At 56.3% G+C, this 26,067-nt stretch carries 28 protein-coding genes; 8 read left to right on the forward strand and 20 right to left on the reverse strand.

All coding sequences use genetic code 11. The features are described 5' to 3' along the window. Positions 1–29 precede the first annotated feature (29 nt). Entirely contained in the window at positions 30–512 is a 483-nt protein-coding gene (locus tag NUW46_RS15345) for an FKBP-type peptidyl-prolyl cis-trans isomerase (RefSeq protein WP_418140565.1), read from the reverse strand. A gap of 73 nt (positions 513–585) precedes the next feature. Beyond that, the gene (locus NUW46_RS15350) at positions 586–1,368 is read right to left on the reverse strand and encodes a helix-turn-helix domain-containing protein (protein ID WP_418140566.1); all 783 of its coding nucleotides are present in this window, start codon (positions 1,366–1,368) and stop codon (positions 586–588) included. A gap of 150 nt (positions 1,369–1,518) precedes the next feature. On the opposite strand from NUW46_RS15350, the gene NUW46_RS15355 reads away from it, so the two are divergent. Continuing rightward, entirely contained in the window at positions 1,519–1,926 is a 408-nt protein-coding gene (locus NUW46_RS15355; RefSeq protein ID WP_418140567.1) for a hypothetical protein, read from the forward strand. Between the two features lie 57 nt (positions 1,927–1,983). Here NUW46_RS15355 and NUW46_RS15360 read toward each other — a convergent pair whose 3' ends face one another. Next, positions 1,984–3,729, reverse strand: coding sequence for a DEAD/DEAH box helicase (locus NUW46_RS15360; protein WP_418140568.1), 1,746 nt, complete (start codon positions 3,727–3,729; stop codon positions 1,984–1,986). Between the two features lie 120 nt (positions 3,730–3,849). On the opposite strand from NUW46_RS15360, the gene NUW46_RS15365 reads away from it, so the two are divergent. Next, positions 3,850–6,510, forward strand: a complete 2,661-nt coding sequence (locus NUW46_RS15365; RefSeq protein WP_418140569.1) for a cation-translocating P-type ATPase — start codon at positions 3,850–3,852, stop codon at positions 6,508–6,510. A gap of 56 nt (positions 6,511–6,566) precedes the next feature. Beyond that, entirely contained in the window at positions 6,567–7,580 is a 1,014-nt protein-coding gene (ltaE, locus tag NUW46_RS15370) for a low-specificity L-threonine aldolase (RefSeq protein ID WP_418140570.1), read from the forward strand. Here ltaE and NUW46_RS15375 read toward each other — a convergent pair. Continuing rightward, a complete protein-coding gene (locus tag NUW46_RS15375) occupies positions 7,574–8,701 on the reverse strand; it encodes an HlyD family secretion protein (protein ID WP_418140571.1) in 1,128 nt (375 codons plus the stop codon). The genes ltaE and NUW46_RS15375 overlap by 7 nt on opposite strands. 3 nt (positions 8,702–8,704) lie before the next feature. Then, positions 8,705–9,049, reverse strand: a complete 345-nt coding sequence (locus NUW46_RS15380) for a DUF3302 domain-containing protein (protein ID WP_418140572.1) — start codon at positions 9,047–9,049, stop codon at positions 8,705–8,707. Positions 9,050–9,202: 153 nt separating this feature from the next. Here NUW46_RS15380 and NUW46_RS15385 point away from each other — a divergent pair, with 153 nt between their 5' ends. Further along, complete coding sequence (locus NUW46_RS15385) at positions 9,203–9,748, forward strand: nucleoside 2-deoxyribosyltransferase (RefSeq protein ID WP_418140573.1); 546 nt, start codon at positions 9,203–9,205, stop codon at positions 9,746–9,748. Between the two features lie 30 nt (positions 9,749–9,778). Here NUW46_RS15385 and NUW46_RS15390 read toward each other — a convergent pair whose 3' ends face one another. The 7 genes from NUW46_RS15390 to NUW46_RS15420 form a co-directional block, all read right to left on the reverse strand. After that, positions 9,779–11,062: an SO2930 family diheme c-type cytochrome gene (locus NUW46_RS15390; protein ID WP_418140574.1), complete on the reverse strand. Its 1,284-nt coding sequence runs from the start codon at positions 11,060–11,062 to the stop codon at positions 9,779–9,781. A gap of 13 nt (positions 11,063–11,075) precedes the next feature. After that, positions 11,076–12,671, reverse strand: coding sequence for a parallel beta-helix domain-containing protein (locus NUW46_RS15395; RefSeq protein WP_418140575.1), 1,596 nt, complete (start codon positions 12,669–12,671; stop codon positions 11,076–11,078). Positions 12,672–12,888: 217 nt separating this feature from the next. Next, positions 12,889–13,833, reverse strand: a complete 945-nt coding sequence (locus tag NUW46_RS15400) for a helix-turn-helix domain-containing protein (protein ID WP_418140576.1) — start codon at positions 13,831–13,833, stop codon at positions 12,889–12,891. 168 nt (positions 13,834–14,001) lie between these two features. After that, positions 14,002–14,553, reverse strand: a complete 552-nt coding sequence (locus tag NUW46_RS15405; RefSeq protein WP_418140577.1) for a flavin reductase family protein — start codon at positions 14,551–14,553, stop codon at positions 14,002–14,004. Further along, the gene (locus tag NUW46_RS15410) at positions 14,553–15,608 is read right to left on the reverse strand and encodes a methionine synthase (protein WP_418140578.1); all 1,056 of its coding nucleotides are present in this window, start codon (positions 15,606–15,608) and stop codon (positions 14,553–14,555) included. The genes NUW46_RS15405 and NUW46_RS15410 overlap by 1 nt, the downstream gene beginning before the upstream one ends. 27 nt (positions 15,609–15,635) lie before the next feature. Beyond that, positions 15,636–16,631, reverse strand: a complete 996-nt coding sequence (locus tag NUW46_RS15415) for a DUF1852 domain-containing protein (protein WP_418140579.1) — start codon at positions 16,629–16,631, stop codon at positions 15,636–15,638. A gap of 264 nt (positions 16,632–16,895) precedes the next feature. After that, entirely contained in the window at positions 16,896–17,180 is a 285-nt protein-coding gene (locus tag NUW46_RS15420; protein ID WP_418140580.1) for a hypothetical protein, read from the reverse strand. Between the two features lie 205 nt (positions 17,181–17,385). Between NUW46_RS15420 and NUW46_RS15425 the strand changes: the two genes are divergently transcribed. Next, entirely contained in the window at positions 17,386–17,829 is a 444-nt protein-coding gene (locus NUW46_RS15425; protein ID WP_418140581.1) for a YHS domain-containing (seleno)protein, read from the forward strand. 95 nt (positions 17,830–17,924) lie between these two features. Beyond that, complete coding sequence (locus NUW46_RS15430; RefSeq protein ID WP_418140582.1) at positions 17,925–18,092, forward strand: hypothetical protein; 168 nt, start codon at positions 17,925–17,927, stop codon at positions 18,090–18,092. Positions 18,093–18,160: 68 nt separating this feature from the next. On the opposite strand, the gene NUW46_RS15435 is transcribed toward NUW46_RS15430, so the two are convergent. From NUW46_RS15435 to NUW46_RS15470, 8 genes are all read right to left on the reverse strand, one after another. Then, positions 18,161–19,171 carry an Acg family FMN-binding oxidoreductase gene (locus NUW46_RS15435; RefSeq protein ID WP_418140583.1) on the reverse strand — a complete coding sequence of 337 codons (1,011 nt, stop codon included), beginning with the start codon at positions 19,169–19,171 and terminating at the stop codon, positions 18,161–18,163. Positions 19,172–19,217: 46 nt separating this feature from the next. Beyond that, entirely contained in the window at positions 19,218–20,012 is a 795-nt protein-coding gene (locus NUW46_RS15440; RefSeq protein ID WP_418140584.1) for a substrate-binding periplasmic protein, read from the reverse strand. A 141-nt stretch (positions 20,013–20,153) separates the two neighbouring features. After that, positions 20,154–20,594 (reverse strand): DUF4174 domain-containing protein, encoded by a 441-nt coding sequence (locus NUW46_RS15445; RefSeq protein ID WP_418140585.1) that lies wholly within the window; start codon positions 20,592–20,594, stop codon positions 20,154–20,156. 57 nt (positions 20,595–20,651) lie between these two features. Next, positions 20,652–21,260 (reverse strand): DUF3592 domain-containing protein, encoded by a 609-nt coding sequence (locus NUW46_RS15450; RefSeq protein ID WP_418140586.1) that lies wholly within the window; start codon positions 21,258–21,260, stop codon positions 20,652–20,654. Between the two features lie 47 nt (positions 21,261–21,307). Further along, entirely contained in the window at positions 21,308–21,931 is a 624-nt protein-coding gene (locus NUW46_RS15455; protein ID WP_305965880.1) for an ankyrin repeat domain-containing protein, read from the reverse strand. 45 nt (positions 21,932–21,976) lie between these two features. Continuing rightward, positions 21,977–22,372, reverse strand: coding sequence for a hypothetical protein (locus NUW46_RS15460; protein WP_418140587.1), 396 nt, complete (start codon positions 22,370–22,372; stop codon positions 21,977–21,979). Beyond that, positions 22,365–23,852, reverse strand: coding sequence for a type VI secretion system PAAR protein (locus tag NUW46_RS15465; protein WP_418140588.1), 1,488 nt, complete (start codon positions 23,850–23,852; stop codon positions 22,365–22,367). The genes NUW46_RS15460 and NUW46_RS15465 overlap by 8 nt, the downstream gene beginning before the upstream one ends. Positions 23,853–24,011: 159 nt before the next feature. Continuing rightward, positions 24,012–24,446: an SRPBCC family protein gene (locus NUW46_RS15470; protein ID WP_418140589.1), complete on the reverse strand. Its 435-nt coding sequence runs from the start codon at positions 24,444–24,446 to the stop codon at positions 24,012–24,014. Positions 24,447–24,582: 136 nt separating this feature from the next. On the opposite strand from NUW46_RS15470, the gene NUW46_RS15475 reads away from it, so the two are divergent. Together NUW46_RS15475 and NUW46_RS15480 are read left to right on the forward strand one after the other, a co-directional pair. Further along, positions 24,583–25,074, forward strand: coding sequence for an MOSC domain-containing protein (locus NUW46_RS15475; protein ID WP_418140590.1), 492 nt, complete (start codon positions 24,583–24,585; stop codon positions 25,072–25,074). A 21-nt stretch (positions 25,075–25,095) separates the two neighbouring features. After that, positions 25,096–26,028, forward strand: coding sequence for an NAD-dependent epimerase/dehydratase family protein (locus NUW46_RS15480; protein ID WP_418140591.1), 933 nt, complete (start codon positions 25,096–25,098; stop codon positions 26,026–26,028). Positions 26,029–26,067 lie beyond the last annotated feature (39 nt).

Genomic DNA, 26,067 nt, shown 5'->3' on the forward strand with positions numbered 1-26,067 from the left:
CATCGGCATGCTCACACCACTATACATTCTCAATGATGGTGCCCACCCGGGCCATGGGCGTGACCGTGGGCTATTTCTTCCGAGGTCGCGGCGCGCACGTCAATCACTTCGATATCAAAGGTCAGGGTCCTGCCCGCCATCGGATGGTTGGTGTCGACATCGGCAAACTTATGGCCAACCTTGGCAACAACCACATGGCGCGGGCCCTGCTCGGTCTGTACCTGCGCAACCATGCCTGCCTTCCAGCGTTTGGCGCCCATCAAGTGCTTGATCGGCACCCGCTGAATGGCGTCGGGCTTGCGCGGTCCGTAGGCCTTTTCCGGAGTGACGGTGACGCTGAACGTATCACCCGCATCGCGACCTTCCAGGGCCTCCTCCAGGCCCTTGATGATGCCGCCGTGGCCATGGAGGTAAGCGTTCGGCTCACCGCCGTGGGAGTCTTCAACAACGTTATCTTGTTCATCGCGGACACTGTAATGGAACAGGACGACCTGGTTCTTTTCGATTGGCATAGGATTCTCTTCGACGTTTAAAGATGCACCATTGTAACCGGCTGCGGCTTTGACTTCAGAGTGGAAATTGGCTTCATCCCTGCCAATATGCCTTACTCACCTCATCCATTGGAAAGAAATGCTCAATCCGCAAATTCTGAGCGGTGACATCCAGCGGCGTGCCGATGGTTGCGATGGTGGAAAAGATCCTGAGTTGCCGATCCCCCAAATTCAGCGTGAAAGGAATCGCCGGGTAGTCGAGGTGTTCCACCACGTGGCTTTTCCAGTTCTGAGGAACGCCGGGAACGGTCAGCGCCCGCTCCAGCAACCGGTTGGGCTGATCCCGGAAGGGGCCTGCAAGGTGCTCATGGTAGACCCGTTGCAGCATGTGGCAGGCAATATTCTCCCAGTCACCCACGAAGGGTTTCATGCCCTGCTCATCCAGCAGCGACAGTAAAAAATTTGGACGGGCCGGAAATTGAGCGCCCAGCTCAATCATTTTCGCCATCATCGCCTGCATGGCCTGGTTGGCCATCACCAGATAATACTCGTGGTCGAAAACCACCGCGGGGTATGGCAGATGCCCCTCCAGCAAGTGTCCAAGCGCCTCCCTGATCATCGCCATGCCGGGCGCGCTCAGATCCTGGTCGGAATAGACTTGGCCATAGCCCGCCGCCGACAAGAGCCGATTGGTTCCGGCCAGGTCCGCCTGCAGCATCTGTGCTAAATGCAGAACCATGCCTTTGCTGGGCTTGCTGCGGCCGGTTTCCAGAAAGCTGATGTGTTTGGGCGACACCTCGCACCCAAGGGCAAAATCCATCTGGCTCAGGCGCTTGCCCTGCCGCATTTCTCTGAACAGCGTACCGAAGGCGCTCATTGGTTTTCCCGTAGATTCCGAATGTTCAGACATTATCGTAGCCGAAGGTAGGCGGAACCATTACCTCACAGGTAATTGAGAGGATCACCGCCTGGGTAGAAGCTTTGTAGTGCAGTCCAACCCATTGTGAACCCCGATTGAGGTGATCCCATGAAAAATCTAATTCGTCGATTCAGCGTGAAGCAAATCCTTCTGAGCGATGTCTTCCTCTCCACGCCCCTGGCGTTGGCTCTCATTCTGGCCGCTGAACCAATTGCCCAGTGGGCGGGAGGCCCCGGCGCAACCTTCTACATGGTGGTCGGCATCGTGATGCTGCTGTGGTGTGTGGATATGGCCACTATCGCCAGCAAGGAACAGTGGCAGGATAAGTTCCTCAAGCTGATGATTGTGGTAGATGTCACCTGGAGCCTGTTGGCCCTTGGCCTTATGATCTGGTTTGCCCCGAGCCTCCAACCGTTGGGCTGGGTGCTCTTCGCCCTGAACGTGCTGGTTCCGCTGGACATGGCTTGGATGAAGCGGGTGGCTGGCAGTAAGCCTCATCAGGCTGCGTTCGGATGATGGATCAGCCCTCCAAACGCTACCCAGATTGGGTAATTTCTTACCCAATCTGGGTTTTCAATACGCCTTCCGAAAACTACCCCGATAATCAAAAACCCGCTCCTGCACCTGCCAATAATGCTTATGCTTGCGAGCGATCACGAAATCCGGGGCCGGCAACAGAGCCTGACATTCAAGCACCGTATCTGCTGAGCTGAACACTTTCGGGGCCTGGCCATTGGCAAAACGACGCCCGAATATCCGGTTGAAGATAGTGCGCTGGCCCGGTTTGCTGAAATCAAACGACTCGTTGAGCTCCTCCCCATCCTCACCGTGATAGGTAATCCTCAACTTGCTGCCGTCAGCGTCCAGCGATAGGCCGGCGCAGCGAATCACCATGGCATCCTTGAGCTTCAGGGCATCCCGGAGCTGATCGTCCGGGTCGATAATGGCTTTGTGGCATTGATGGCAGTTGCGGGCCGCAATGTCATTCTCGGCACCGCAGTGCGAGCATTCCTTGAAACGGAAACGGTAATCGCACTGTTGCGGGCGCCCGTCCTGCTCCGCGGCCTCTAACAAACCCTGGCAGCGACGGCCATAGTGCTCAATCACCCGGCCGTCACCGTCGGTCTTGCCCCAGAAGATATTGGCAAACCCGCATCCCGGACAAAACACCTGCACCGGCTCACTGTCGGGGTCCGGTTTCGGCTCACCCACTTCCGGGTGATGCAGGTTCACATGGTTGCCGGCGTAATCAATCACCAGGCAATCACGCTTCCCCTCGTCCAAACGAAGACCGCGACCCACAATCTGCTGGTAAAGACTTACTGACTGTGTGGGCCTCAGTATGGCTATGAAGTCCACGTGGGGCGCATCAAAGCCGGTGGTCAGCACGGACACATTGACCAGATACTTGAGCTCCCGGTGTTTGAAGCGCTGAATCAGCAAGTCCCGGTCCTTCAGATCCGTCCCACCCGTCACCAAAGCAGCCTCATGCTCCGGCAGATACCCGGTAATCTCCCGCGCATGCTCCACCGTGGCCGCAAAGATCATCACGCCCTGCCGGTCTGCGGCCAGCTCCATCACCTGCTCTGTAATCGCGCGGGTTACTCGCTTGTGCTTGCTCAGCAGCTGGTTCACGTCTTTCTCGGCGTACTCGCCAAAGCGATCCTGCGGCAGCGCCGAGAAATCGTATTGCGCCACCGCAGCGTTCACGAGTTCAGGTTGGGTGAGATAGCCGCGATTGATCATGTAGCTCAACGGCAGCTCATAAATGCAGTGCTGAAAGGGCTTGTCATCCTCACCCCGAACAAAGCCCCGATAGTGGTAGCGATAGATCCAGCCCATCGCCAGGCGATAAGGTGTGGCAGTCAGCCCGAGCACTTTCAGGGAATCATTCTGCTCGCGCAAAAGTTCAATGATTCGTTGATACTGACTGGTTTCCTCACCGCTGACCCGATGGCACTCATCAATGATCAAGAGAGAGTATTCATCCCGAAACTGATCGAGATTCGCCGACACTGACTGCACGCTGGCAAAAGTCACCTGATGGTGGCGTTCCTTCCGCTTCAGACCCGCCGAGAACACGCCGCCCTCCAGCCCATAACTTTCATATTTGGCGTGATTCTGCTCAACCAGCTCCTTCACATGGGTCAGCACCAGAATCTTCCGCCGGGCGAGACGAGCCAGCTCGGCAATCACCAGACTTTTGCCAGCGCCGGTTGGCAGCACGATAACGGCGGACTCATCGGACTTTCTGAAATGATTCAGCGTGGCCTCGACCGCATCCTGCTGGTATGGGCGTAATTTGAAAGGAGCATTCATGTTGCAGTATCTGGCCGTCTTCTGAACGAAAATTTGGCCATACTAGCAGATGCCATTACCTTTACCCTTGGGCCGACACGAGATCCGCCCCCTTTTTCTGAATGGCCAACTTGGACCGCCATGAACGACGCTGCGCCAGAGCTACCCATCACGCCCAATCCTGCTGAGAGCGGGCTTTCCAGCCAGCAGGCCAGTGCACGGCTGGAGGAGTTCGGTTACAACCGGCTGCCTGCCCCTCCAATGCCAGGTGTTCTGGAGTTGTTTGCCAGGCAGTTCCTCAGCCCTTTCATTTACATCCTCCTGATCGCTTCCGGGGTTTCATTTGCCCTCGGCCAGACCCCGAGCGGGGTTTTTATTCTGATTGTTCTGCTGATAAACGCGATCATCGGCACCGTGCAGGAGTTTTCGGCTCAGAAGGCGGCGGCTGCGCTGAAGCAAATGATGAAAGGGACAGCCCACGTGCTTCGGGACAGCCAGATTGTCACCGTTGACGTAGAGGAAATCGTCCCGGGCGATATTGTTTTGCTTTCCTCCGGCGACAAGGTACCCGCGGATCTTCAGTTACTCAGCGCCAGCAGCCTGGCAGTGGATGAGTCCATGTTGACGGGGGAATCCCTGGCGGTTGCCAAGAATGTCGATACCACAAGCAATGACAGCACCCCGCTAACTGAGCGCGCTGACCAGTGCTTTGCTGGCAGCATCATCACCCATGGGCGCGGGCGCGGCCGGGTGATCGCTACCGCCTCGGCGACCCAGCTTGGCAAGATTGCCCAGGGCGTTACCGGCAAAACCTCGGCCGAGCCGCCGCTGATGATCCGGATCCGCAAATTCACCTATCAGGTCGCCTTCGGCATTCTGGCGGCTATTGCCGCCCTGGCAGGCCTGATGATCCTGGATGGCGGTTATTCCATCGAAGAGATGATCCTCATGACCATCGGCCTGGCGGTTTCGGTGATCCCCGAGGGCCTGCCTGCCGCACTCACCGTTGCCCTGGCCATTGGCATGTCCCGAATGGCAAAACGCAATGTCATCATTCGCAAGCTTGTCGCCGTGGAGGCCCTCGGATCCTGCACTCTCATCTGCTCCGACAAGACCGGCACACTGACCGTTAACGAGCTCACCATTCGCAGGGTGATGCTGCCTGACGGGCGGCAGTTCGAGGTTACTGGCGAGGGCGTGGCACCGGGAGGGGAAATCACAGGGCATGCCGGCACCGAGATGGATGCGACAGGCCAGGAAACACTCAGGGAACTCTGTGTTGCAGGCGTCCTCGCCAATGAAAGCCACCTCGACTACAGCGGCGGCGAGTGGGTTTCCCAGGGGGATATCGTCGACATCGCCTTTCTGGTGATGGCCAAGAAGCTGGGTATGTCCATCACGGACCTGCGAACCCGGCAGGAACAGGTGGCCCTGATCCCTTACGAGTCGGAAAAGGCTTACAGCGGCGTGGTCAACCGGGTTGGTGATCAAACCGTGATTTACGCCAAGGGCAGCCCTGAAAAGATGCTGGCCATGTGTGACCGGATGACCACAGCTGACGGCTCCATAGCCATCGACAAGCCGGCCCTCGAGCGCCAATTCACCGAACTCGCCTCCCGGGGCTACCGGATTATTGCCCTTGCGAAGAGAACCTCCGCACACGGCGATCATGAAATGGCCGGGATGGTCTTTCTCGGCATGGTTGCCATGATCGACCCGCTGCGCCATGAAGCCTTCGACGCTATCGAAAAGTGTCGTACCGGCGGCATTGAGGTCGCCATGGTCACCGGTGACCACCCGGCGACCGCGAAATCCATCGCCCAGGAACTGGGCCTGTGTGACGCAGACGCAACCGTCGTAACAGGTCCGATGCTGGATGAAGCCAGCGCTCGAGGCCAGGAGGCCGTCGATCAGCTCATTCGCCCGGCCCGGGTATTCGCCCGCATAGAACCCACCCGAAAGGCCCAGATCGTGGACAGCTTCATGCGGGATGGCCATTTTGTGGCGGTTACCGGGGATGGTGTAAACGATGCACCAGCCATGCGGCAGGCCCATGCCGGAATCGCCATGGGTAAGCGAGGCACCGATGTGGCCAAGGAAACGGCCGACCTGATCGTCACTGACGATAATTTCTCGTCCATTGTCGCCGGCATCGAGCAGGGCCGGGTGGTATACAACAACATCCGCAAGGTCATCGGGCTGTTGGTGGCCACCGGTTTCTCCGCAATCCTGCTCTTTTTCCTCTGTGTCATGGCCGGTCTGCCAATGCCCATGATCGCAGTACAGCTCCTGTGGCTGAACCTGGTTGCCAACGGCTTCCAGGACGTGGCCCTCGCCTTCGAGCCGAAGGAAGGCGGTGAGCTCTCTGTGAAACCGCGCTCTCCCCACGAGCCCGTGTTCGATAAACACATTATTGAGCATGTTCTGGTGGTGGGCTCATGGATGGGTCTTGTTGCCTTCCTCAATTTCCAGTGGACGCTCGACCAGGGCCAAACCATTGAGGAAGCCCGCAACCTCACGCTGATGCTGATGGTGCTGTTCGGCAACATTCACGCGCTCAGCAGCCGCTCGGAATTCCGCTCGCTCTTCCGCATTCCTCTGCTCCGCAACCCGTTCCTGATGCTGGCGGTTCCCCTGGCCCAACTGGCACACATTGGTGCCATGTATGTGCCGGGGCTCTCCGATGTCCTGCAGATTCAACCGATATCCCTGGCAGAATGGCTGCAGTTGCTCGCACTTGCCATGAGTCTTGTCATTGTCGAGGAACTGCACAAGGTATTGATCAGGAAGCGGCGACGGTGAATCTGTGGTGAGATCCCGATAAGCTTGGAACAGGTTTTCTTCAGGACACTGAACACATGATCGATTTTCGCAGCGACACGGTCACCCGCCCTACCCCTGCAATGCGCGAAGCGATGGCCAGCGCCGAGGTGGGCGACGACGTTTATGGCGACGACCCCACCGTAAACAGCCTTCAGGCCTACGCCGCCGAACGGCTGGGCTTCGAGTCGGCCCTGTTTACCGCCACCGGCACCCAGGCCAACCTGCTGGCCATCATGAGCCACTGTGGCCGGGGCGATGAGTACCTCTGTGGTCAATCGGCTCACAACTACCGCTACGAAGGCGGTGGCGCTGCTGTGCTGGGCAGCGTGCAACCACAACCGATCGAGAACGAGCCGGATGGCAGCATCAACCTTGGCAAAGCCAAAGCCGCCATCAAGCCCGACGATTTCCATTTTGCCCCTACCCGACTGCTCTCGCTGGAAAACACCATCGGTGGCAAAGTGTTGTCGTTGGACTATCAGCGCGAGGCCCGCGCCTTTTGCGACGAAAACGGTTTGCTGCTGCACCTTGATGGCGCCCGGGTGTTCAACGCAGCCGTGAAATCCAACTGCGACATTACCGAAATCACCAGGTACTACGATTCGGTGAGCGTGTGCCTTTCAAAAGGGCTGGGTGCACCCGTCGGTTCGCTGCTGCTGGGGTCAAAAGTCTTTATCGAGCGAGCGACACGGCTGCGTAAAATGGTGGGTGGCGGCATGCGCCAAGCCGGCATACTGGCTGCAGCCGGGCGCATCGCCCTTGAGAAAGGGCCACTTCGACTGATTGAAGATCACGAGAATGCCGAGTACCTGAGCGCCGGCCTGGCCGACATTCCGCAGCTGGAGATAAACCCCGCCAGCACTCAGACCAACATCGTCTACGCCCGCTGCACGTCCGGCAGAGCCGCGCAGCTGCGAGACTACCTGACTGACCAGGGCATACTGATCACAGCGGGAGACCCCATTCGCTTCGTGACGCACCTGGACGTCAACCGCCAGGATGTCGACCAGTTGCTGGACGCTATCCGGCGCTTCTACCTGGATCAGTGATCCAGGTAGAGGTAGTGCTGCCAGCTCAGCATCCTGAGGAGAATTTTGCGCATGATCGCCACATGGTGCATGTGATCGGAATACACGGCCGCTTGGGCGCTGACACCGAGAGGCAGATCCTCGATCGCGCTGGCATCCTCCATTTCCAGGACAACAAGCGTCTCATTGTCCATTCTCCGGAAAGCTTCGCCACCGATTAACTGCTGCCCCGCAGCGAGCTGAGCTTCCGCGACGGCAGGTAGTACCTCAACCACCCGTGCCGGAAAAACCTCGCCGGGCAACGCGGTGAAGGTCAGCTCTGCCTCGTACCCCGGCTTCAGGCGCAACAGTGATTGCTGGCGAAAAGCAGCCACAAAACGTCGCTCCTCTTTATTGACAAAGTTGGCAACTGGCCTGAGCGGGAACGGCACCGCCATCATTCCGGGCCGAACCGCCAACTGAGTCACGAAGCCGTCTGTGGGTGCCCGCAGAATAGTGTTCTCCAGATCAAAACGAGCTTCCTCAAGCTGGGCCTCTATCGCAGCCACTGCCGGGTCCTGGCCATCCACCGAGCCGCTAAGCTGCGCCTCTGCTCTTTCCAATGCCGCCCTGGCCGCATCGAGATCTGCGTTGCTGGCCGCCACTCGTTGACGCTGGGTATCGATCTGCTGTTGGCTGAAAGCCGAGGCCGCCCCTTCGTAGCGGCGCAGGGTTTGCAAAGCCTGGTCTCTTATCGCTGTCACCTGAGCCACTCTGGCACGGGCCTCGGAAACACTGGCGACATTCGACGCCACACCCTGCCCCGTATCCGCCAGTTGGGCTTCCAGCTGGCGAATACGGGCCATAACGCGAGTGTCGTCCAGAACGATCATGGGCTGTCCCTGCTGAAGGGGTGTATTGGGCGATACCAGCACACCCACCACCCGGGCCTTGATCTCCGGCACAATGGGAGTCACCACAAAAACCTGTCTCGCCTTGTGGGTAAACGGGTGGTTGTAATTCATCAACAGCACCAGTGTGCCGACCAAAACCACACCACCGAGCACAGCGGTGGGCACGGTCCATTTATTGAGAGAAACCCGAAAGATCTTGAAAATAGCGATGCAGATAGCGGCGTAGGTTAGCAGCAGTAAGAGGTCCATAATTCACTCCCCTCCCTGCTTCTGCTCGAGGACTTCGAGACGCCTGGCTTGTTCCGCCAGTTTCTCATGGAGCTCGTTCAACAGGGCTTCATCCGAGCGGAGCGGCTCCGAGGACGTTTTGATACCCCAACCACGATCTGGCCGGTAAATCGTTGCCCAGATCCAGAGGAACGGCCATATGGCATGCAAGGTAAACAGGCTGACCCAGCCCGCCACATGAATAGCATCCTGATGGGGATGGTCACGGTGTTTGGCGATTTCGTAGGGAATATCGTGGATGGCAATCACTCCATAAAACAGCACCAAAACCACGAAAATCAACAAGAATAGAGCGACGTAGCTGAGCATTAGCAATTCCTTTTTACCAATAACTAGTGTCTGAGATAGGGAGAGGTCATTGACAGGCCCGCTTTCAGATTAGTACACGCTTACCAATGCTGCGCGACGGATGCGCATCGAAAGCTTTTGATCCCGCATTAGAAACAGTCTCACGAGGCCCACATGACAGACCCAAAACGCATTTATCTCGCCGGTCCGGAAGTGTTCTTCCCCGCCGAAGAACACCAGGCCATCGTGGCCGAGAAAAAGCGCCTGCTGCTGGAATACGGTTTGGAGGGCGTAGACCCGCTGGACGCCGAACTGGCCTCCTCCGACAGCGAGGCGAAATTCAGGCTTGGCCATCGGATCTACCGGGCCAACCGCGAACTGATGGACAGCTGCGATGCCATCATCGCCAACCTCACCCCGTTCCGTGGCATCAGTGCCGACCCCGGTACGGTCTTCGAAGTCGGCTACATGATCGGACAGGGCAAGCCCGCCTTCGGGTTTACCCTGGATAACCGGTACTACCGGGAACGAGCAGGCGGCACCGACCTGGACGGTCTGGGCCACAGCATCGAAGACTTTGAGATGAGCGACAACCTGATGATTGAGGGCGGCATCTACGGGTCCGGTGGCCAGCTCTTCGTGGCAGACCAGCCAGGCGAGAATCATTTTTTCTCAGCGGAACTGTTCCGTCGATGCGTGAGGGTGCTGACCCAGGCCTGAGCCGGGGTCAGTCTCCCTGTGATAACGGAACTACGTACTCGGTGAACAACTGGCTCTCGGCAGATAGTCAATCCAGCTGCGAATCAATTGAGCACCTTCCTGATGCACCGTGCTGCGGCCGAGCTCAGGCATCTTGTGCCTGCTGTCTGTCGTCTCTACCCGGAACAGCAGGTAAGACTCATCAGGATTGCCTGGAATCACATCGTACGGATAGCCCTCTTTGCCACCCGCCACCGGGTCCTTGCAGACTCCGAATTTACCCGGCGAGTCGGCATAGTTACGGTTGTACTCCAACTGTACGCCACTGCTCCCGGCAGGCCCTGCATAGTCTGCAGGGAGAGTCAGGTCAGCACGATGGCAGTGGGCGCAATTGATGTCGAGATAGGCCCTGGCGGCGTGGTTCAGTTCCACGTCGCTTAATGACGGAATATGGGTGCTGTCGTTAAATACCGCCGCTCTTTCCACACTGTTGAAATCTGAGGGCAACCCTGTCAGCAACTCGCCCTCAGCCCAATACTGGAGCTGGTTGTAAACCGTCCCGTCGGGATAACTGAAGTCAGTATTTAGATAGCGAGCCTTGGGACCAATCGGCAGGAAGATCTGCTCACGCTGGTCATCCGGACCGGCAAGATCCGGTACGATCGAATGGCAGGACGTGCAATCTGCGGCCTTGGGAACCGCGTAGTCGAAGGTGAGCGTTTGCCCCTGGTTGTTTATGGTGGTCAGATCAGTCAGACGTTTGCCCGCGATGGCCAGTGTCGCCTCGGACTCCGAAGACCAGTAATACGGCAATGCGATCCAGCCATCGTTACGGAGGATCAGCAGGCGGGTCTCGATCACCAGCTCTGCCCCGTTGGGCATCGCGGTGTTCTCTGGCAACGCAAAGGTTTTGGCAATGACTGTCCCTACCGGGAACTCCAGAACCTCTGACGCGCTGTAGCCGACCGTCTTGCCTTCAGGCACAAACACAAAACGATACTTGCTGGTGTAATCAGAGAACAAGGCGGTCGAGAGATCGTAAGGAACCCCACCCCTCGTCGGACCCGCCGTTGGATCACTGGCATCGGAAAACAAGTTGTAGTCAGACAGCTTGGGGCACACCTCGGTCATCAGCGCATCCCAATTAACGCCATCGGTTGCTGCGTTACAGTCGCCTTCCGAGCCTGTCGGCGCCCCTGCGTTGGCATTCAGTGCAGTGCCTGTTTGGCCGGTTCCGCCATCAACCGATGAATCACCGCTTCCGCCGCCTCCGCAGGCGGCCAGAAGCACCGACGCCCCCAGCACCGCTGCTATTGCTCTATGGTTGTTGCTCATCCGAAACCCTCCCTTACAGCGCGCAGGCGGCTTCGGCCAGGTCATCCCCGGTACAGCCGTAAATGTTGTTGCGGAAATTCACCACTGCAGGTGCCAGTCGGGGCTGAACGCAATTCAGGTATGTGTTGTTGACCATCTGATCAATCAACAGATGCGGGAGCGGATTGCCGCTGCCGTCGACCATGGTCAGATCAGCCGGTTCATCCGGGTAAACCAGGCCTGTATTGACCTCGTCATACTCTGGTGCCGGGTTGCCGTTGATATTGCTGTTCGCACAAATCTGGTCACCTGCACCGTATGGGTCGTAATTCACGCCATCGGCCTGGGCCTCGGCGCCAACGAGAGCGTTAAAGGGTGCCAGCTCACCGGCATTCGAGAGCAGCTCGCCGATTCCGTCATACAGGATTGCCGGGAAGGTTTGAGGCGTGCCCTTGTTGTTCATGTTCGAGGCGTAACCATCAATGATGGGCTGCAGCAGCGCACCCTGAGGATTGGCACCGTTGCGGGCAATGGTGTTGTTGTGCAGGTAAACGTTCTTGAGTGTGGGGCTCCAGCCGTTACCCATAGTGGCACCATAATTTGCCGGGTAACTGGCCAGGGCGTCATCAACCAGCAGGTAGCTGGTGATCGCTACTGCCGTGGTGTCGTTGTCGGTGATGAGGTTGTTGTATACCTCAACATCGCTGGTCGCAAGCACAAGGGCACCGGTTCCCGGAGGCACCATACCAACAACGCCAGCGCCCACATTGGGAGCGTTATTACTGTATGCCTGGTTATTGAACACACGCACATTGCCGCCATAGGCTTTATCCAGTCCCGGCAAGTCGAACACCAGAATGCCACCGGAATTCCCTAGCGCGATGTTGTTGTACACATCCGCCATAGTGGAGTTTTCAATTTCGATGCCAGCCACATTCTGCTTGGCCGTGTTGTTCCGCACCACGATGTTCTCGGACTGCCCCACGTAGATGCCCGCATCCGCCGATCCGAAGGCGTAATTGTTCTCCAGCAACACGTTCTGGCTCTTCAGGGGGTACAGCCCATAGGCCCCGTTGTTCGCTTCCAGCTCACCTTCCCAGACCGTGGCGGTGTAGGTCATGTGGATGCCGTTGACGTTGGTAGCTTTGATACCGTTCTTGGGCGCCTCGTAAACACCGAAGTCCCGCACCGTGATCCCGTTACCACCCTGGAAGCGGAAGGCATCGTCGCCATTGGAATTACTAAAATCCAGCGCGGTTTCGTTGATGCCGTGACCGGTGAGGGTCAGCCCACTGGCACTGTTGACAACAATGCTCTCAGTGACCACAAAACGCCCTTTGGGCAAAACAACCAGGGCATCCTCCGGCAGATCAAAGAGCGCCACCGACAGTGCCTCGGTAATATCTTCGCCGTCTGATGCATCCGGGGCTACCAGAATGGCATCCTCCGGGATTGAAAAACCGGAAGTGGTCACGGCAAGTTGTGCCACGACATCTGCGGGCTGCCCGTCGGCCCCATCCTTGCCATCCACCCCGTCTTGTCCATCATCTCCTCCACAACCGGAGAGCAGGAAACTGCCCGAAATCGCGGAAACCAACAGTAGCTTTTTGAACGTCCTAGCCTGGCGCATCTTAACCCCTGCTTTATGGTGTTTTTATTCTCGCGCTCTCAACGGAACGCGGTGTCACGAAGACACTAGGCTGTCGACAATGCGTTGGCGAGAGCAACAGGTATGCAGAAAAACACAGGCCCTGTGCAAAAACTGCAAAGGCCTGTGCACCAAGGGATTGAAGAGGTACGAAGGGGCGGTGTGCAAAACCTGAAATCAGGCCAATTGCAGGTTTTGATCAGTGGGTAGCAGCGCCCGAACACTGCTGTCGGAATTCTGTGGGTGTGGTGTTCTGGATATCCCGAAACGCCCGGTTAAACGAACTCAGAGTTCGGTAGCCAACATCCAGGGAGATATTCAAAACCGGGGTTTCCGGTTCATTTCGCAGACGTTCGGCCGCTTCTGCTACCCGGAGCTGGTTAATGTAATCGTTGAAATTGCGGTAACCCAGCGATTGATTGATAACCTTGCGCAGCCGGTATTCCGGAATTCCGGTGGCGTCCGACAGCTTCTTCAAGGTCAGCTTCTCCGTTCGGTAGAACCCGGCATCCATGGTTCTGCCCAAAACCGCGGCATCCTCATCCTGTTGCCCCGTCAGAGGTTCCCGGGCATCTGATACCGAAGCGCCACTCGATTGCAGTTGAGACGAACCGGAAGCCCTGTTGCTGCCCACCAGATCAAGGATGCCTTCACGCGACTTGACCAGGCAGATCAGAACGGCAAAAGCCGCCAGCCCTGTAATGATTCCTCGGATGTACTCATGGTAAAGCCCGAAATTCAGGCTGACAGTTGCGACACCCACCGCGCTGCCAACAATCAGGAGAAAGGCCAGGCGAGCCTTTCTACGGGCTTCCACCAGATCGTTTCGCCAATACCGGATTACCAGGCTGAGACCATGCAAGACCACAACGTATTCAAAAAACTGGCCCAGCCGCCATCCGAAGAACACCTCAGGTGTAAGCACATCACCTGGCGCTACGAACGGTCGTGCCAATGCAGGCGCAAGGAAGCTATAAAGCGCCATTGCGCCCCAGACCGAAAGTAATCGCAGGCGCGGAGCAAAAATCAGGTGACACAACAGCCAGAACAACGCCGGCAACGCAGTTTGCAAGTCAGAGGTAATCCAGCGCCATTCGATAGGGACCAAAGGATCAATCAGGAATGCCGCAGAGGCTATGATCACCAACAGAAAAACCTGGCCTACCAGCAAATGCCGAAAATCCCGTAACGTAACCACGAAAAGGGGGAGGAGGCACCCCAGTCCAAAGCCAGTTAGCAACATCACTTGAAGTTTACCTTCTTGTTATTCTCTCAACGTTGGCAACAGATCTTAGCCGAAGTGCTGAGAGCTTTAACAGGTTCTCTGGCCAGAAGAGCTGGAATGCCGGCCCGCGACAACCTGCGCTGCAATCTTGCGATACTCTCCCCGGAAATACAGCAATGGCCGGGAGGCTGTGGTTTCCTTCACATTCAACGCCCTCACTTCGCCAATCACGATCAGGTGGTCCCCTGCCGCGTGTTCAGCGTGGATTTCGCAATCCAGCCAGCGCAGGCTACCGGGGATGATCGGGTTGCCCAGCGGCGATGCCTGCCACTGGACGTCCTTCCATTTGTCGGCGCCCTGGCGGGCAAACAGATTGGAAATTGCTTCCTGCTCAGCGGACAGGATATTGACGACGAATCGACCGGCACGGCGAATCCGCGGATAGCTGAAGGAGCTGGACTTCACGCTGAATGACACCAGCGGCGGGTTCATCGACACGCTGTAGAACGACTGGCACGTAAAACCAACCGGTTCGCCCTCATCGATAGATGAAATCACCGTGATACCCGAGGCGTAGTGCCCGAGCACTTCGCGAAAGCGCGCGGGTTCGATAGCGCCGCTGGTAGACGATAGGGTCATCAAATCCGCACTCGTTGGAGACTTCCCGTCACCGAAAGCTCGCGCCTGACAATATCAGCGCCGGCACTCAGCGCTCGCAGCTTGCCGCTGGCCACCCGGCGGGACAGAGGCGTCATGCCACAGTTGGTGCAGGGATAGAGCTTGTCGGCATCGACAAACCGGAGCGCCTTTCGCAGCGTCTCGGCCACCTCTTCCGGCGTTTCGATGGTATTCGTGGCGACATCAATTGCACCCACCATCACTTTCTTGCCCCGGATCAGCTCAATCAGCTCCATCGGCACGTGCGAATTCTGGCACTCCAGTGAAATCAGATCGATATTGGAGGTTTGCAGCTGGGGGAAGATCTCTTCATATTGTCGCCACTCGGAGCCAAGGGTTTTCTTCCAGTCGGTGTTGGCCTTGATGCCATAGCCATAACAGATGTGCACGGCAGTCTCACAGTTAAGCCCTTCAATGGCCTTTTCCAGGGCAGCGATGCCCCAGTCATTCACCTCATCGAAAAACACGTTAAAGGCGGGTTCATCGAACTGGATGATATCCACACCGGCCGCTTCCAGCTCCCTGGCTTCCTGGTTGAGTATCTTGGCGAACTCCCAGGCCAGCTTTTCGCGGCTTTTGTAATGGGCATCGTACAGCGTGTCGATCATCGTCATGGGGCCAGGCAGTGCCCACTTGATCGGTTGATCGGTCTGCTCACGCAAGAACCGGGCGTCGTCCACAAATACAGCCTTCTGGCGACTCACAGCACCGACCACCGTGGGCACGCTGGCATCGTAGCGATCACGAATTCGAACGGTCTCGCGCCTCTCGAAATCAACGCCGTCGAGGTGTTCGATGAAGGTGGTCACGAAGTGCTGGCGCGTCTGCTCGCCATCACTGACGATATCAACGCCAGCCAGTTGCTGGTCCTGCAATGACACCCGCAAGGCGTCCTGCTTGCCCTCAACGAGTTCTTCACCCTGCAGCTTCCAGGGTGACCAGAGTGTCTCGGGCTGAGCAAGCCAGGCCGGCTTTGGCAGACTGCCAGCGGTTGAAGTGGGTAACAGTTTTTTCACGATGGCTAACCTATGGGTTCTTGGTGATCAAAGCGCGTAATCAGGCACGTAGTTGGCAGACCACTGCTCCAGGAGGGTTCGGTAAGGTTTGATGAGACGCTCCTCAGCAAATCTTCCCTGTTCAACCGCCAGCTCGCTGCGCTCCTCGCGATCGTAAACAACGTCTGTGCGCGAGTGATCACGGTTTTTCAGATCCGGTTGATAACGCTCGCCTGCTGCAGAGTGGGCGTTGTAAATCTCCGGTCGGTAGATTCGCTGAAAGGTTTCCATCGTGGCGATGGTGCTGGCCAGCTCAAGATTGCTGTAATCGTTCAGCAGATCACCAAAAAAATAGAACGCCAGAGGCGCGACGCTGCCTGCGGGCATGAAATACCGAACCTCCAGCCCCATTTTTTGGAAGTAGATCTCAGTCAACGAAGAGTCGTTGGGCTGGTATTCAACACCCAGCACAGGGTGCTGATTGCCGGTGCGGTGGTAGGTTTTGCTGTCTGAAACGCTGAGGCAGATCACCGGCGGCTTGCCGAAATTCCGCGTGTAAGCCTCGGAATGCACGAAATGCTGAAAGAGCTTTCCGTGCAGATCGCCAAAATCCTCGGGTACGCTGAATCCGGATTGATGCCGATTGTGCTCCTGCAGCCGCACACTGAAATCATAATCGCGCAGGTAGGAGGAGAAATTATTGCCGACAACGCCTTCAATACGCTTGCCGGTGTTGCGATCAACGATGCTTGTTTGCAGCACCTCTATCGCCGGGAAGTTGTCGGCCAAGTGTTCAACACCCACGATCATGTCGACGGAAACGATATCAAGCTGAACTGAATAGCGGTCGCCTTCGGGATTGTCCCAGTGCACCAGGGCGTTGAAACGATCGTTAATCATCGTCAACGCGCTGCGCAAATTCTCCCTACGCTTCTCTCCCCTGGCCAGATTGGCAAAGTTGGTGGTAATGCGCGTGTTCTGCGATGGACGGTAGTTTTCATCGAAACGAAGACGCTTGATGGCGAATGTGAACTCGTTGTTCATGACAATCCGGTATCCTGATTTCTGAGATAAAACCTGAATTCATTGGCTGTCTCCTGCCGCCGCCTTTTAGTCAGCCACGGTTGAGACTGGAATCTATGCTAGGCGCATGAACCAATGATTAAAATTGATTTAATCTCATCTAACTATGAACCGTTGTCATATCTCGACTTTCAGATCCTCAAGTCTGAGCAATGCCGAGCCTGCAAAATACGCAGCTCGACACCCTCACGCACAATAATGTGCTGGTTCCGCGAATCCTGATTCTTACATCGAGGTTTTATCCCCGTCGGACATTCCATCTTTTTTCATGGTGTCTTTGTCCATATGGTCCTTCTTCATTCCCTCATCCATCATGCCGTCGGTCTTCATCCCGTCATGCATGGTATCGGTCTTCATTGAGTCCTTGGCCATGCCGTCATCTTTCATGTCGTCATGCATCATGGTCTCGTCCATACCCTTGCTGTCCTTAGCCATGTCGTCTGCGTGGGCCGGTGCCATCAAGGCCAGGGTGGTACCAAATGCCAAAAGAGTGGCTGTCAGCTTTTTCATTGTGCATTCTCCTTGCTGGAAACAATTTGTGTTCGACACCGCCCGGCTCCTGAGTCGGGGCCGGCGGCGTCAGAATGCAGGATAAAAAGGAACGCTTACGCGGCCGTCACGGCCCGGTCAAAAGTCGGTAAAGAAGAGATCACAAAACCTTCACGGGGAGAACCAATTCACCTCGCTCGTGTCTATAGACCGAGGAGAAACCGATATGAAAAGACAGCTGCTACTCATCGCCTTTGCATTATTCGTTTCTGCAAGCGCATGGGGTTCCGAACCTGCTGTATCCACGGGCCTGCTTAGCAACACAGGAGCGGGCGGCTACGACACCGTCAGCTATTTCCAAACGGGAAAGCCAATCAAAGGCTCGCGCGAATACACTACTGAGCATCTGGGCGTAACCTGGCGATTTTCGAGCGCAGAAAACCTGGCACGCTTTGAGGCCAACCCTGAACGCTACGTACCGGTTTATGGTGGGTACTGTGCCTGGGCGGTCGCGCAGGGCTATCTTGCCAAGGGAGATCCAGAGCACTGGGCCATACGGGACGGCCGTTTGTATTTGAACTACAACCAGTCTGTTCAGGATCGGTGGCTGAAGAATACCGAGGGGTTCATTCGGCAGGCAGACGCAAACTGGCCTAAGGTTCTGGAATAATGGGAAAGCGTCGTCGCGGATTTCTGCCAGCGGTCTGACCCTCCACGAATTTCGTAGTACCCAGCAAGCATTTCAGAACGGGAATGAACTGTCTTATGAATTATGAACACGCCGTAGTGAGAACTGAAGGCGAGATTGCCACCCTGCTCTGCAACGGCTGTGGCATTAAGATCGCAGAAGGCACCAGCCATGAGGACCGCGAGCATTACTGCACCATGTGCATGAGCGGTAACTGCAAAGCAAAATTCAAGAAGGACGATTAATGTATCCCGGTTTTCAGTCCTTCTCAGAATCCCTCAATGGCGCCCCGTACCGGTAAGAGAGTATCCGCTCAGGTAATTACAACCTCCTCAATCGGTCGTCGCAACGAGCGCGGCATCTGCGGGCCATGGCCAATCCGTACTACCAGGTCGGGCCGCCGGCCGCCAATGCCAATGGCGCGGGCAAATTCCGGTCGCAATGCCGCCACTTCCACAGGCTGGTTGATGAACGCCGTGCGCAAACCCAGGGCGGCGGCCTGAAGCGCCAGGCGTTGGTAACACCGACCCGCCTCAATCCAGTGGGGAATGTCATCGGCCTCGGAATGGATAACGGCAATGGCAGACGAACTGTGGATATGCCGCCGATCTTTCTGGTTCTGGTTTTTGGCAGAGAACGAGCCCTTCATCGCCAGCAAACCCAGCCAACGGGGAACGGCCGGGTTTCCCATGGCAGGCCCGTAAAGGCCATCGCCGGAACGGATCGCCTCCTTGCCATTGAACCGAATCCAGCCTTTGAGTTCATCAGCCCAGGCCGCGTCCGAAAACTGTTCCTTGTTGCCCCTGGCGACGTAGTCGGCCACCAGGCTTTTCTGATCGGCCTCGGTCATCAGCAACACCGATACGCCGTCACCCTCGCCGGCCCTCTGAAGCAAATCCAGCTCTTCAGGGGTAAGGGGCACACCGTCATACTCTGAGCGGCTGCACTGGCGCAGGGGAATTGCCTCGAAAAGCGCAGACCGCTCGGCCTCGGCTTCTTCAAAGTCGACCACCAACCCGGATTTGGATGCATCGAATCGGCAGTACCCTTTCAGCCCGGCCGCCCGGGCGGCCAGCAGCAGATTCTCCGTCGCGCACCCCAGGCTGGCGTAAAGATGGTGATCATCCGGATCGACGGCGGGACAGCGCCTCGACAGATCCGGAAGCACCTGTATCTGGTTGGGTTCGAGCTTGAATATCCAGGGCTGAGTGTTGTGACTGGAGGCGGCCAGAGTGGCATAGCGCACCAACTCTCTGTAAACGTGTGGAGAGCTGCCGAGCTCACGATGGCGCCAGGTTTCGCTGACCATTTCCGTATATTTCACAGTGCCTCCAGCCTCCGAAAATACACCTGTCGAGATTTTCGCCGCGTTATCGATATCTTCTGATCAACGTGTTCAGCTCTGACTGAAATTCAGGATTCTGCGTGACCGCGTCAACCTCATTGATCACATCCATCGCGGAGGGATGCTGCCGCGAAACACCAATGTGGAAAGGGATCCGGGAATTCGGGATAAAACCAACCTGGCGAACTCTCAGCTTCTCCGAATAACCCAGTTGTTGAGCCATGTATCGGGCGTCTTCGGCGGGCTGCACCATGAAATCGCCCGCCTCCCGCAGCGTGAGAAGGTGCATCATCGCTTTTATGTCCCGACCCGGCTCGCGTTCCAGATAGCCGGGAATGTTTTCCTCTTCCCATCGGGAGCCCCTCTCGACGATCACCGTCAGACCGGACAAATCAGCAAAGCTGGTAGCCGATTCGATCAGGTCAATGTTGGGGTTGTCAGCTGAGTAGATCAGGTAGCCAAAGTCCTGAGTAAAGAGTGGCTTGTCTGAAAAGACAGCGTATTCCTTTCGCTCCTTCGACGGATACGTAAGAAGGCCATCAGCAAGGCCGAGCTTCACGTTGTACTGTGCCCTGGCCCAGGGCACCACCTCATGCTCCGTGGTATAGCCGGGGATAAACCTGAAGGTCAACTGCACCAAATCCGGAAGCAGCCCGAGAGTCTTCCCGTTGAGTGAGAAACTGTAAGGCGGTGATTTGTCGCTGTACGCGAATGTAAGATTGTTACTTGCTAACGAAACACCAGGCAAAGCAATCAAAACAACCATAAACGCGCGACACAGCGCCGCCGACAATCTTTCAAACCAATGCTTTTTCGCCAAGATAACCCCGCAGGACATCTGCGCCTGTTATCAGGGTGCCCTCTAGACACCCTGTCGATATCACTTCCTCATTCTATGTTGTCCAATCCTCCGAGGAATAGGCCTGTACCGGTTTTCTCTCATTCAAGCGCTGACACGGTTTCAGTCGACACGCATCTCGCGCATTCGCATCGGCATGGCATCGATACGGCGAAAGATAGCATCAAGATCGAGCCTGGCCTCGCGACTTTTGATACCGCCGTCCTTGCCGATCAACAAGACCCTCCCATCAGAACGCCCCCCGTCAAGCAGGGTTTTGATATCGCTCTCAAGGCTGTTCGAAAGAGACTGTTGATTTGAAACCACCTCGGAACCAGTGTTCACAAACCAGACAACATCACGATCATCGACCCCGGCCCGAGCACTCCTGAGCATCTCGATCTCGCCGGCATTCTCATCTGAGGCTTGCACAAGAATGAGTCGGTTTTTCCACTGGTAGTCGCTCAGGCTGTTCATGTCGGCTCCGTGAGTGGTCAGCGTGATGAGTAAAAGCATCAACGTCAGAAAGGTGCGTTTTCGAAGGATGGAAAAAATGAAGCTCATTTTCTTGCTCCCGTAATCGCTCTACCAAGAGAGCTACGAGAGTTTGTGCTCAGTTGATCAGGCGAGCTGAGTAATCTCCGCGCCAGAGGGAATCTGAGACGGTTGCTCGGGTTCACGCCCCTTGAGCATATTGGCGAGCCGCCGCTCCCGGACCTTGTGAACCGAAGGATCCAGCCGCAACACCTTCAACGGCAAGCGATCCCCTTCGCGAAGCTTATCGAATAGATCAGCCTTGTTCAGATAATAAGCCCCGCTGTGATTGCGGCCGTTGAACTGGTAATCAAATTCAACGAGCAGATTGCAGCTGTAATACTCACCGTTCACCCTGTTGTTATTGTCGAGAACCTGGTGCAACTGGCAATCCGCCTCTTTTCTGGTCAGGACGCCATCCACGTCCATGCCGTACTTTCTTAACAGGGCCAAGCCGTAGTAGTAACCTATGCTTGAGTGAGCGCTCACAAAGGCATAAATAAACAGAGCCAGACCGATCAACGCAAAGAATCCACCGAAAACCATGGCCCCTGCTTCACCAAAGCCAAGAAAGAAAATTCCGCCCCCGACTACTCCAAATATCAGACCCATGATCAGGAGAGTAAAAAAGGCGCCGGCATGATCCTTCACCGCTGACCAGAGGAGCGGCCAGTCTGTTGTGCGTTTCCTTCGCATTTTAGATTCCTTGTGATGGCTGGCCTAAACGTAGGCCACTGCAGTTTTCACCAGGCTTCAAGCTCTTTCCGGACGTTTCGATAGACCTTATGATTCCGCGATTCCAAAAACGCAGCAAACTCGAAAGCGTTAAAACCGTGAAAAGCCTTTTCGGGGTTATCAATCGGCACTTCCGGATCCGCTCCAAGGCGTAGCAATGCCTGTAGGTAGTCATTATTGGCGTAAAGCACCGCCTCATGCACTGGTGCAAGCCCGTGGTAATAGCCGTTAATGGGCTCTCCCCTTGCTGCAAAATGTCGAAGCAACGCGTAACTACGCTTCCTCATAATCGAATCAGCATCGTGAGTATCTAACGATGCGCCTACGAAATTTATCAGAGGTTGCGAACAGCCGCCCATCGCGCTCATCGCTTTACCACATCGCTCATACGGCCAGTCGGAATGCGTTAGAAGCCAATACGCTGCTGCAGGCCTGATTGCGAGGCTATCGGAGTCGAAAGGACTCCACGGCATTTCCTCGGGATCAAGAAGTGCAATAACTGTAAGCCCCCAGGCATCCGAGCCAAAAGCCCAGGTGCGATAGATCATCGGGAATAATGTCAGAACAATGGCCAGGATCACTCCGCTAACAGCGAGCGCCTTTTTGTGGCCTCGTAAATATTTGACAGGCATATCGCTCCTCCTTGAGCTTCATGAACTCGGTAACGAGCGCCTCGGCTAGTCATAGGCTCCTAGGTACCAACCGGTGAAAAAAAACAAAACCACTGCGACCGCATACACAGAGAAAGGCACAATCACCCATAGTTTCAGCGACAGCGGAAGCGGTTCGTTCTCGTCACCCATTCTGGCTTCGATCCGCGGCCCGATGCGCGGCAGGTGCCTGAATAGAAAGAACACGTAAACATGCGAAATTCTCATCCATCGACCGATTGGGCCGTTCCCCCAGATGATGCGAATGCTATCCAGTTGTTTGCCCGGTGTCGCAATTCTCCGTTCAACTTCTTCGGTTTTTCGGAAAAAGAACGTGACCATCAGGAACATCAGAATGATGGCAAGAACGAGAGATACAGCACCAGTGATAGCCGCTAATTCTGTCCATTGCTCCTCACTCATGAATAACCTCCCTGAGGTTTTCGCCAATGGCCTCACCAGTGTTTCCACCAACTTGGCCACCAGCCGCTGCGCCGAGCCCTCCGGCGATGACTGCACATGCGATACCACCGATTCCTGCGGTAGTCACAGCAAAGACCGTGCAGGCCGAAACTGCGACGGTCGCACCAATACTGCCTCCAGCAAGCGAACCAGCAAATTTACCGCCCTCCTGGTAAGCAACGACCTGACATTCGCTCGTGCTTCCAGTGGTGCATGCCTCTCTGATCTTTGATGCCGAGATAGACGCATCCAGAGCGATCCCCACATAGCCGACATTTCGGGCATATCGGGCTCCTGTTGCCAGTCGCTCATAGTACTTGGAGTAACCTGGAATGGCACCAACACCTGAAGTCTTCCAATGATGCACGATACTCTTGGACGACAATCCCAGCGCTCGCCTCAACCTTTCATCGCTGTCTATTGACATACCCTTACGTGCAACACGACCCAGAGCGAAATCCAGCTCCTTTAAAAGCGCCCGCCGCTTATCGAAGAACCCGAAATGATTAAGATGGCCATGCGTTCGGTAACTGTCCTGATAAAGCTGCTCAATACTCTTCAGTGTCTTCTCAATACTACCAATCTGCCTGGAGACCATAACTGCACCAGCCCCCAAACCTGCTGACCCTGTCGAAGTGACTGCTTCCAGCAGATCGTAGTAATCGACAATAAACTGCGCCTCGACTGGATCCAGCGACCTAACCTGGGCATTCACTTGAGCCGCCATCTCCATCAGATCAGCTTCTTCCGTGGTACACGCCTCCCCTTTCGGGTCACCCAGGACAATCATCTCTCCCGGCAGAACCCTGTCACCGAGGTCCGGATTCAACCGGTCAAAGTGATCAGGCTTTGCGGATGCGTCTCCGTATAATGCAGCCAACAACTGCGCTCTGCTCATTGGGCTGCGGACCACATGGTAGCCCGGTTCGACGGTACCTTCCTGTTCAGAAGCAATTGGGTGTGTGCCGAATACACTGGGTGCTGCCCGCACATCAGCCGTCGCGCCATCCGCAATAATCGCTGGACCGTTGCCGGCCGATGATAAGTTGGAGTCTGTGCTGTCACCAGAATGGCGAACATAAGATGACTGCGCCTCTGAAGCGCGCTTTGATGGCGCCGGCGAGATACCAGAGAACGGTGCAGGTTTATGCGTGTCCCCAATCACAACGCTGCCACTGCCGATGGTCACACCCCCGCATGAAATAGAGCTACCAGTCACCGCTGCGGGAATGCCATTAATCAGAACCGTTGCCGAACCTGAGGCAATTGCTCTCGGGTGGGGTGGGTGTTTGGGCTTGGAGTGTGGCGCGAGGGGATCCCCAACGCGGGCGACGGGTTTGCCATCAATCAGCACATTGGGGGAGCCGGCGATAACGGGAGTGGGAGGAAATCCTTCATGATCGGTTCCCATATCACCCAACAATACAACTTTCTTGCTCATTCCTTTGTTCCTTCTGTCCTTGAAGGTTTATCCCTTTTATCGGGCTGCCGTCACTGGCGACCTAGTCCGCTATAGTAAACAAAGAATCTACAATGCCCAAATTCTCTATTGCTTCTCCGAATCGCTTAAGGGCAACCCGGACCTCTGGGGCACCTTCCCCTACAGCCGCTCAATGGCCTTCAGCAGCGAACTGAAGGCTCTCGAAAAGCTGCGCTCAGCCATCCGATCCATCAACTTTCCAACCAAGGGCACCTGCACAGCCCCCTCAGAAATCCAGATCACACGTGTCTGTTCATCCTCGGGCTTCAAAACAATCTCCCCCTTCGTGTGCTGCACGCGGAACGGGCTGGATTTCTCAATGCGATAGTCCATCCGGTTCGGCCTTTCAAAACGGGTAATACGTTCAGTCAGCTCAAGCCGGCCGGCGCCGATCACCCGGAGCGCACCGGTGCCATTTTTCTCGTCTTTTCCCTCTTCAACCAGAACAGACTTGCTCACCCCGGGGAACCGATCGTAGCGAGCATGGTCGGTGATGGCCTCGAAAACCGTGTCGATATCCTTTTCAAGAACCTGCTCGACGTGAATACGAAACATACCTACTCCTAAAAAATCGCTGTCCCACACGATACGCTTACGCTTCCTCAAAAGAATGGGTTTTCTTCCATTTTTTGATACCTTCGTGAAAATCGAAAGGCGAAGCTGTTTCGCCTCTGTGTACGAGCGAGCGCCGATGTCTGAACCAACCCCACTTCAAACCCTGCTGGACACCCTCCCCCAATGTGGCCGTGTTGAATGGATCGGCATCCGCCCCGCGCGCGGTGAACCCATGCAGCCGCTGGACAGCGTGGGGATAATCCCTGGCAAAGGCCTGGAGGGCGACCGATTCAAGGGTCGAGAGACCAGCAAACGACAGGTAACCCTGATCCAGCAGGAACACCTGCACGCCATTGCCTCGCGCCTGCAACGCGAGGCCATCGCACCCGGGGTTTTCCGGCGCAACATTGTGGTATCCGGCCTGAATCTGCTGGCTCTGAAGGGCAAACGATTCCGAATTGCCAATGTGGTGCTGGAATACACTGGCCTTTGCCATCCCTGCAGCAAGATGGAGACGGCGCTCGGGCCCGGAGGCTATAACGCCATGCGCGGGCACGGCGGAATAACGACGCGGGTGGTCGAAGCGGGAAGCATTGCCCTTGGAGACGATGTCCAGGCCTGTCTCTAAACAACTTACGGAGCTAAACCCATGCAAACCATCCTTGGCGCCAGCGGACAGATTGGGCGGGAACTGGCGCTCAGCCTGAAACGCGACTTTACCAGTGACATACGGTTGGTCAGTCGAAAGCCGCAGCAAGTGAACGACACCGACCAGTTGGTCAGCGCCGACCTGCTGAATGCCGCTGACGCCTTGCGGGCGGTTGAGGGCTCAAGCATTGTTTACGTAACCGTGGGTTTGCCGATGGACACCCAGCGCTGGGTGGAGCAATGGCCGGTCCTGATGCGCAACATCCTTCAGGCCTGTGAGCGGCACAACGCCAAGCTCGTGTTTTTCGATAACACCTACATGTATCCGCAAACGGCCACACCCCAGACCGAAGAGACGCCGTTCCAGCCCAATGGCGAGAAAGGGAAAGTTCGAGCCGCCATCGTCAGAGAACTGATGCAAGCGATGGACGAGGGGCGAGTCAATGCCGTGATCTGCCGCGCCCCGGAGTTCTACGGCCCCGGCAAAACCCAGAGCATTACCAATGCGACGATTCTCGACAAGCTGAAAGCCGGCAAGAAGCCAACCGTGTTTCTTCGCGACGATACGCTACGAAGCCTGATCTACACACCGGACGCCAGCCGAGCCATGGCCCTGTTGGGCAACACGCCGGATGCGTACGGACAAACCTGGCACCTGCCCTGTGATGACCAGCGCCTGACCTACCGGCAGTTTATTGAGCTGGCGAGTGAGATCCTACATACCGACAGTGATTACAAGGTTCTCAAGCGCTGGCAGCTGAAGCTGGCCGGGCTGCTGAGCCAGCAAGTCCGGGATGCGGCGGAACTGTTGCCACGCTATGAGGTGGACAACATTTTTGTGTCTGACAAGTTCAAAAAACGCTTTCCGGAGTTTCGCGTAACGACATTCCGAGAGGGTTTGACGGCTGTGGCAGAGGAGCCTGGGGCCCGTTGAAGCTGTCGTGGTTTATATCCAGGTAGAAGATGGGCAGTT

Source organism: Marinobacter sp. MA, from assembly GCF_048298425.1.
Lineage (GTDB): Bacteria > Pseudomonadota > Gammaproteobacteria > Pseudomonadales > Oleiphilaceae > Marinobacter > Marinobacter salsuginis.

Excerpts from the sequence above, each read along its gene's own strand:
- NUW46_RS15380 (WP_418140572.1), bottom strand. The coding sequence starts at position 9,049 with ATGCTCAGCTACGTCGCTCTATTCTTGTTGATTTTCGTGGTTTTGGTG.
- NUW46_RS15375 (WP_418140571.1), bottom strand. The coding sequence starts at position 8,701 with ATGGACCTCTTACTGCTGCTAACCTACGCCGCTATCTGCATCGCTATT.
- NUW46_RS15355 (WP_418140567.1), top strand. The coding sequence starts at position 1,519 with ATGAAAAATCTAATTCGTCGATTCAGCGTGAAGCAAATCCTTCTGAGC.
- NUW46_RS15360 (WP_418140568.1), bottom strand. The coding sequence starts at position 3,729 with ATGAATGCTCCTTTCAAATTACGCCCATACCAGCAGGATGCGGTCGAG.
- NUW46_RS15480 (WP_418140591.1), top strand. The coding sequence starts at position 25,096 with ATGCAAACCATCCTTGGCGCCAGCGGACAGATTGGGCGGGAACTGGCG.
- NUW46_RS15455 (WP_305965880.1), bottom strand. The coding sequence starts at position 21,931 with ATGCCTGTCAAATATTTACGAGGCCACAAAAAGGCGCTCGCTGTTAGC.
- NUW46_RS15470 (WP_418140589.1), bottom strand. The coding sequence starts at position 24,446 with ATGTTTCGTATTCACGTCGAGCAGGTTCTTGAAAAGGATATCGACACG.
- NUW46_RS15475 (WP_418140590.1), top strand. The coding sequence starts at position 24,583 with ATGTCTGAACCAACCCCACTTCAAACCCTGCTGGACACCCTCCCCCAA.
- NUW46_RS15385 (WP_418140573.1), top strand. The coding sequence starts at position 9,203 with ATGACAGACCCAAAACGCATTTATCTCGCCGGTCCGGAAGTGTTCTTC.
- ltaE (WP_418140570.1), top strand. The coding sequence starts at position 6,567 with ATGATCGATTTTCGCAGCGACACGGTCACCCGCCCTACCCCTGCAATG.
- NUW46_RS15350 (WP_418140566.1), bottom strand. The coding sequence starts at position 1,368 with ATGAGCGCCTTCGGTACGCTGTTCAGAGAAATGCGGCAGGGCAAGCGC.
- NUW46_RS15405 (WP_418140577.1), bottom strand. The coding sequence starts at position 14,553 with ATGACCCTATCGTCTACCAGCGGCGCTATCGAACCCGCGCGCTTTCGC.
- NUW46_RS15450 (WP_418140586.1), bottom strand. The coding sequence starts at position 21,260 with ATGCGAAGGAAACGCACAACAGACTGGCCGCTCCTCTGGTCAGCGGTG.
- NUW46_RS15390 (WP_418140574.1), bottom strand. The coding sequence starts at position 11,062 with ATGAGCAACAACCATAGAGCAATAGCAGCGGTGCTGGGGGCGTCGGTG.
- NUW46_RS15445 (WP_418140585.1), bottom strand. The coding sequence starts at position 20,594 with ATGAGCTTCATTTTTTCCATCCTTCGAAAACGCACCTTTCTGACGTTG.
- NUW46_RS15345 (WP_418140565.1), bottom strand. The coding sequence starts at position 512 with ATGCCAATCGAAAAGAACCAGGTCGTCCTGTTCCATTACAGTGTCCGC.
- NUW46_RS15430 (WP_418140582.1), top strand. The coding sequence starts at position 17,925 with ATGAATTATGAACACGCCGTAGTGAGAACTGAAGGCGAGATTGCCACC.
- NUW46_RS15395 (WP_418140575.1), bottom strand. The coding sequence starts at position 12,671 with ATGCGCCAGGCTAGGACGTTCAAAAAGCTACTGTTGGTTTCCGCGATT.
- NUW46_RS15465 (WP_418140588.1), bottom strand. The coding sequence starts at position 23,852 with ATGAGCAAGAAAGTTGTATTGTTGGGTGATATGGGAACCGATCATGAA.
- NUW46_RS15460 (WP_418140587.1), bottom strand. The coding sequence starts at position 22,372 with ATGAGTGAGGAGCAATGGACAGAATTAGCGGCTATCACTGGTGCTGTA.
- NUW46_RS15420 (WP_418140580.1), bottom strand. The coding sequence starts at position 17,180 with ATGAAAAAGCTGACAGCCACTCTTTTGGCATTTGGTACCACCCTGGCC.
- NUW46_RS15425 (WP_418140581.1), top strand. The coding sequence starts at position 17,386 with ATGAAAAGACAGCTGCTACTCATCGCCTTTGCATTATTCGTTTCTGCA.
- NUW46_RS15365 (WP_418140569.1), top strand. The coding sequence starts at position 3,850 with ATGAACGACGCTGCGCCAGAGCTACCCATCACGCCCAATCCTGCTGAG.
- NUW46_RS15415 (WP_418140579.1), bottom strand. The coding sequence starts at position 16,631 with ATGAACAACGAGTTCACATTCGCCATCAAGCGTCTTCGTTTCGATGAA.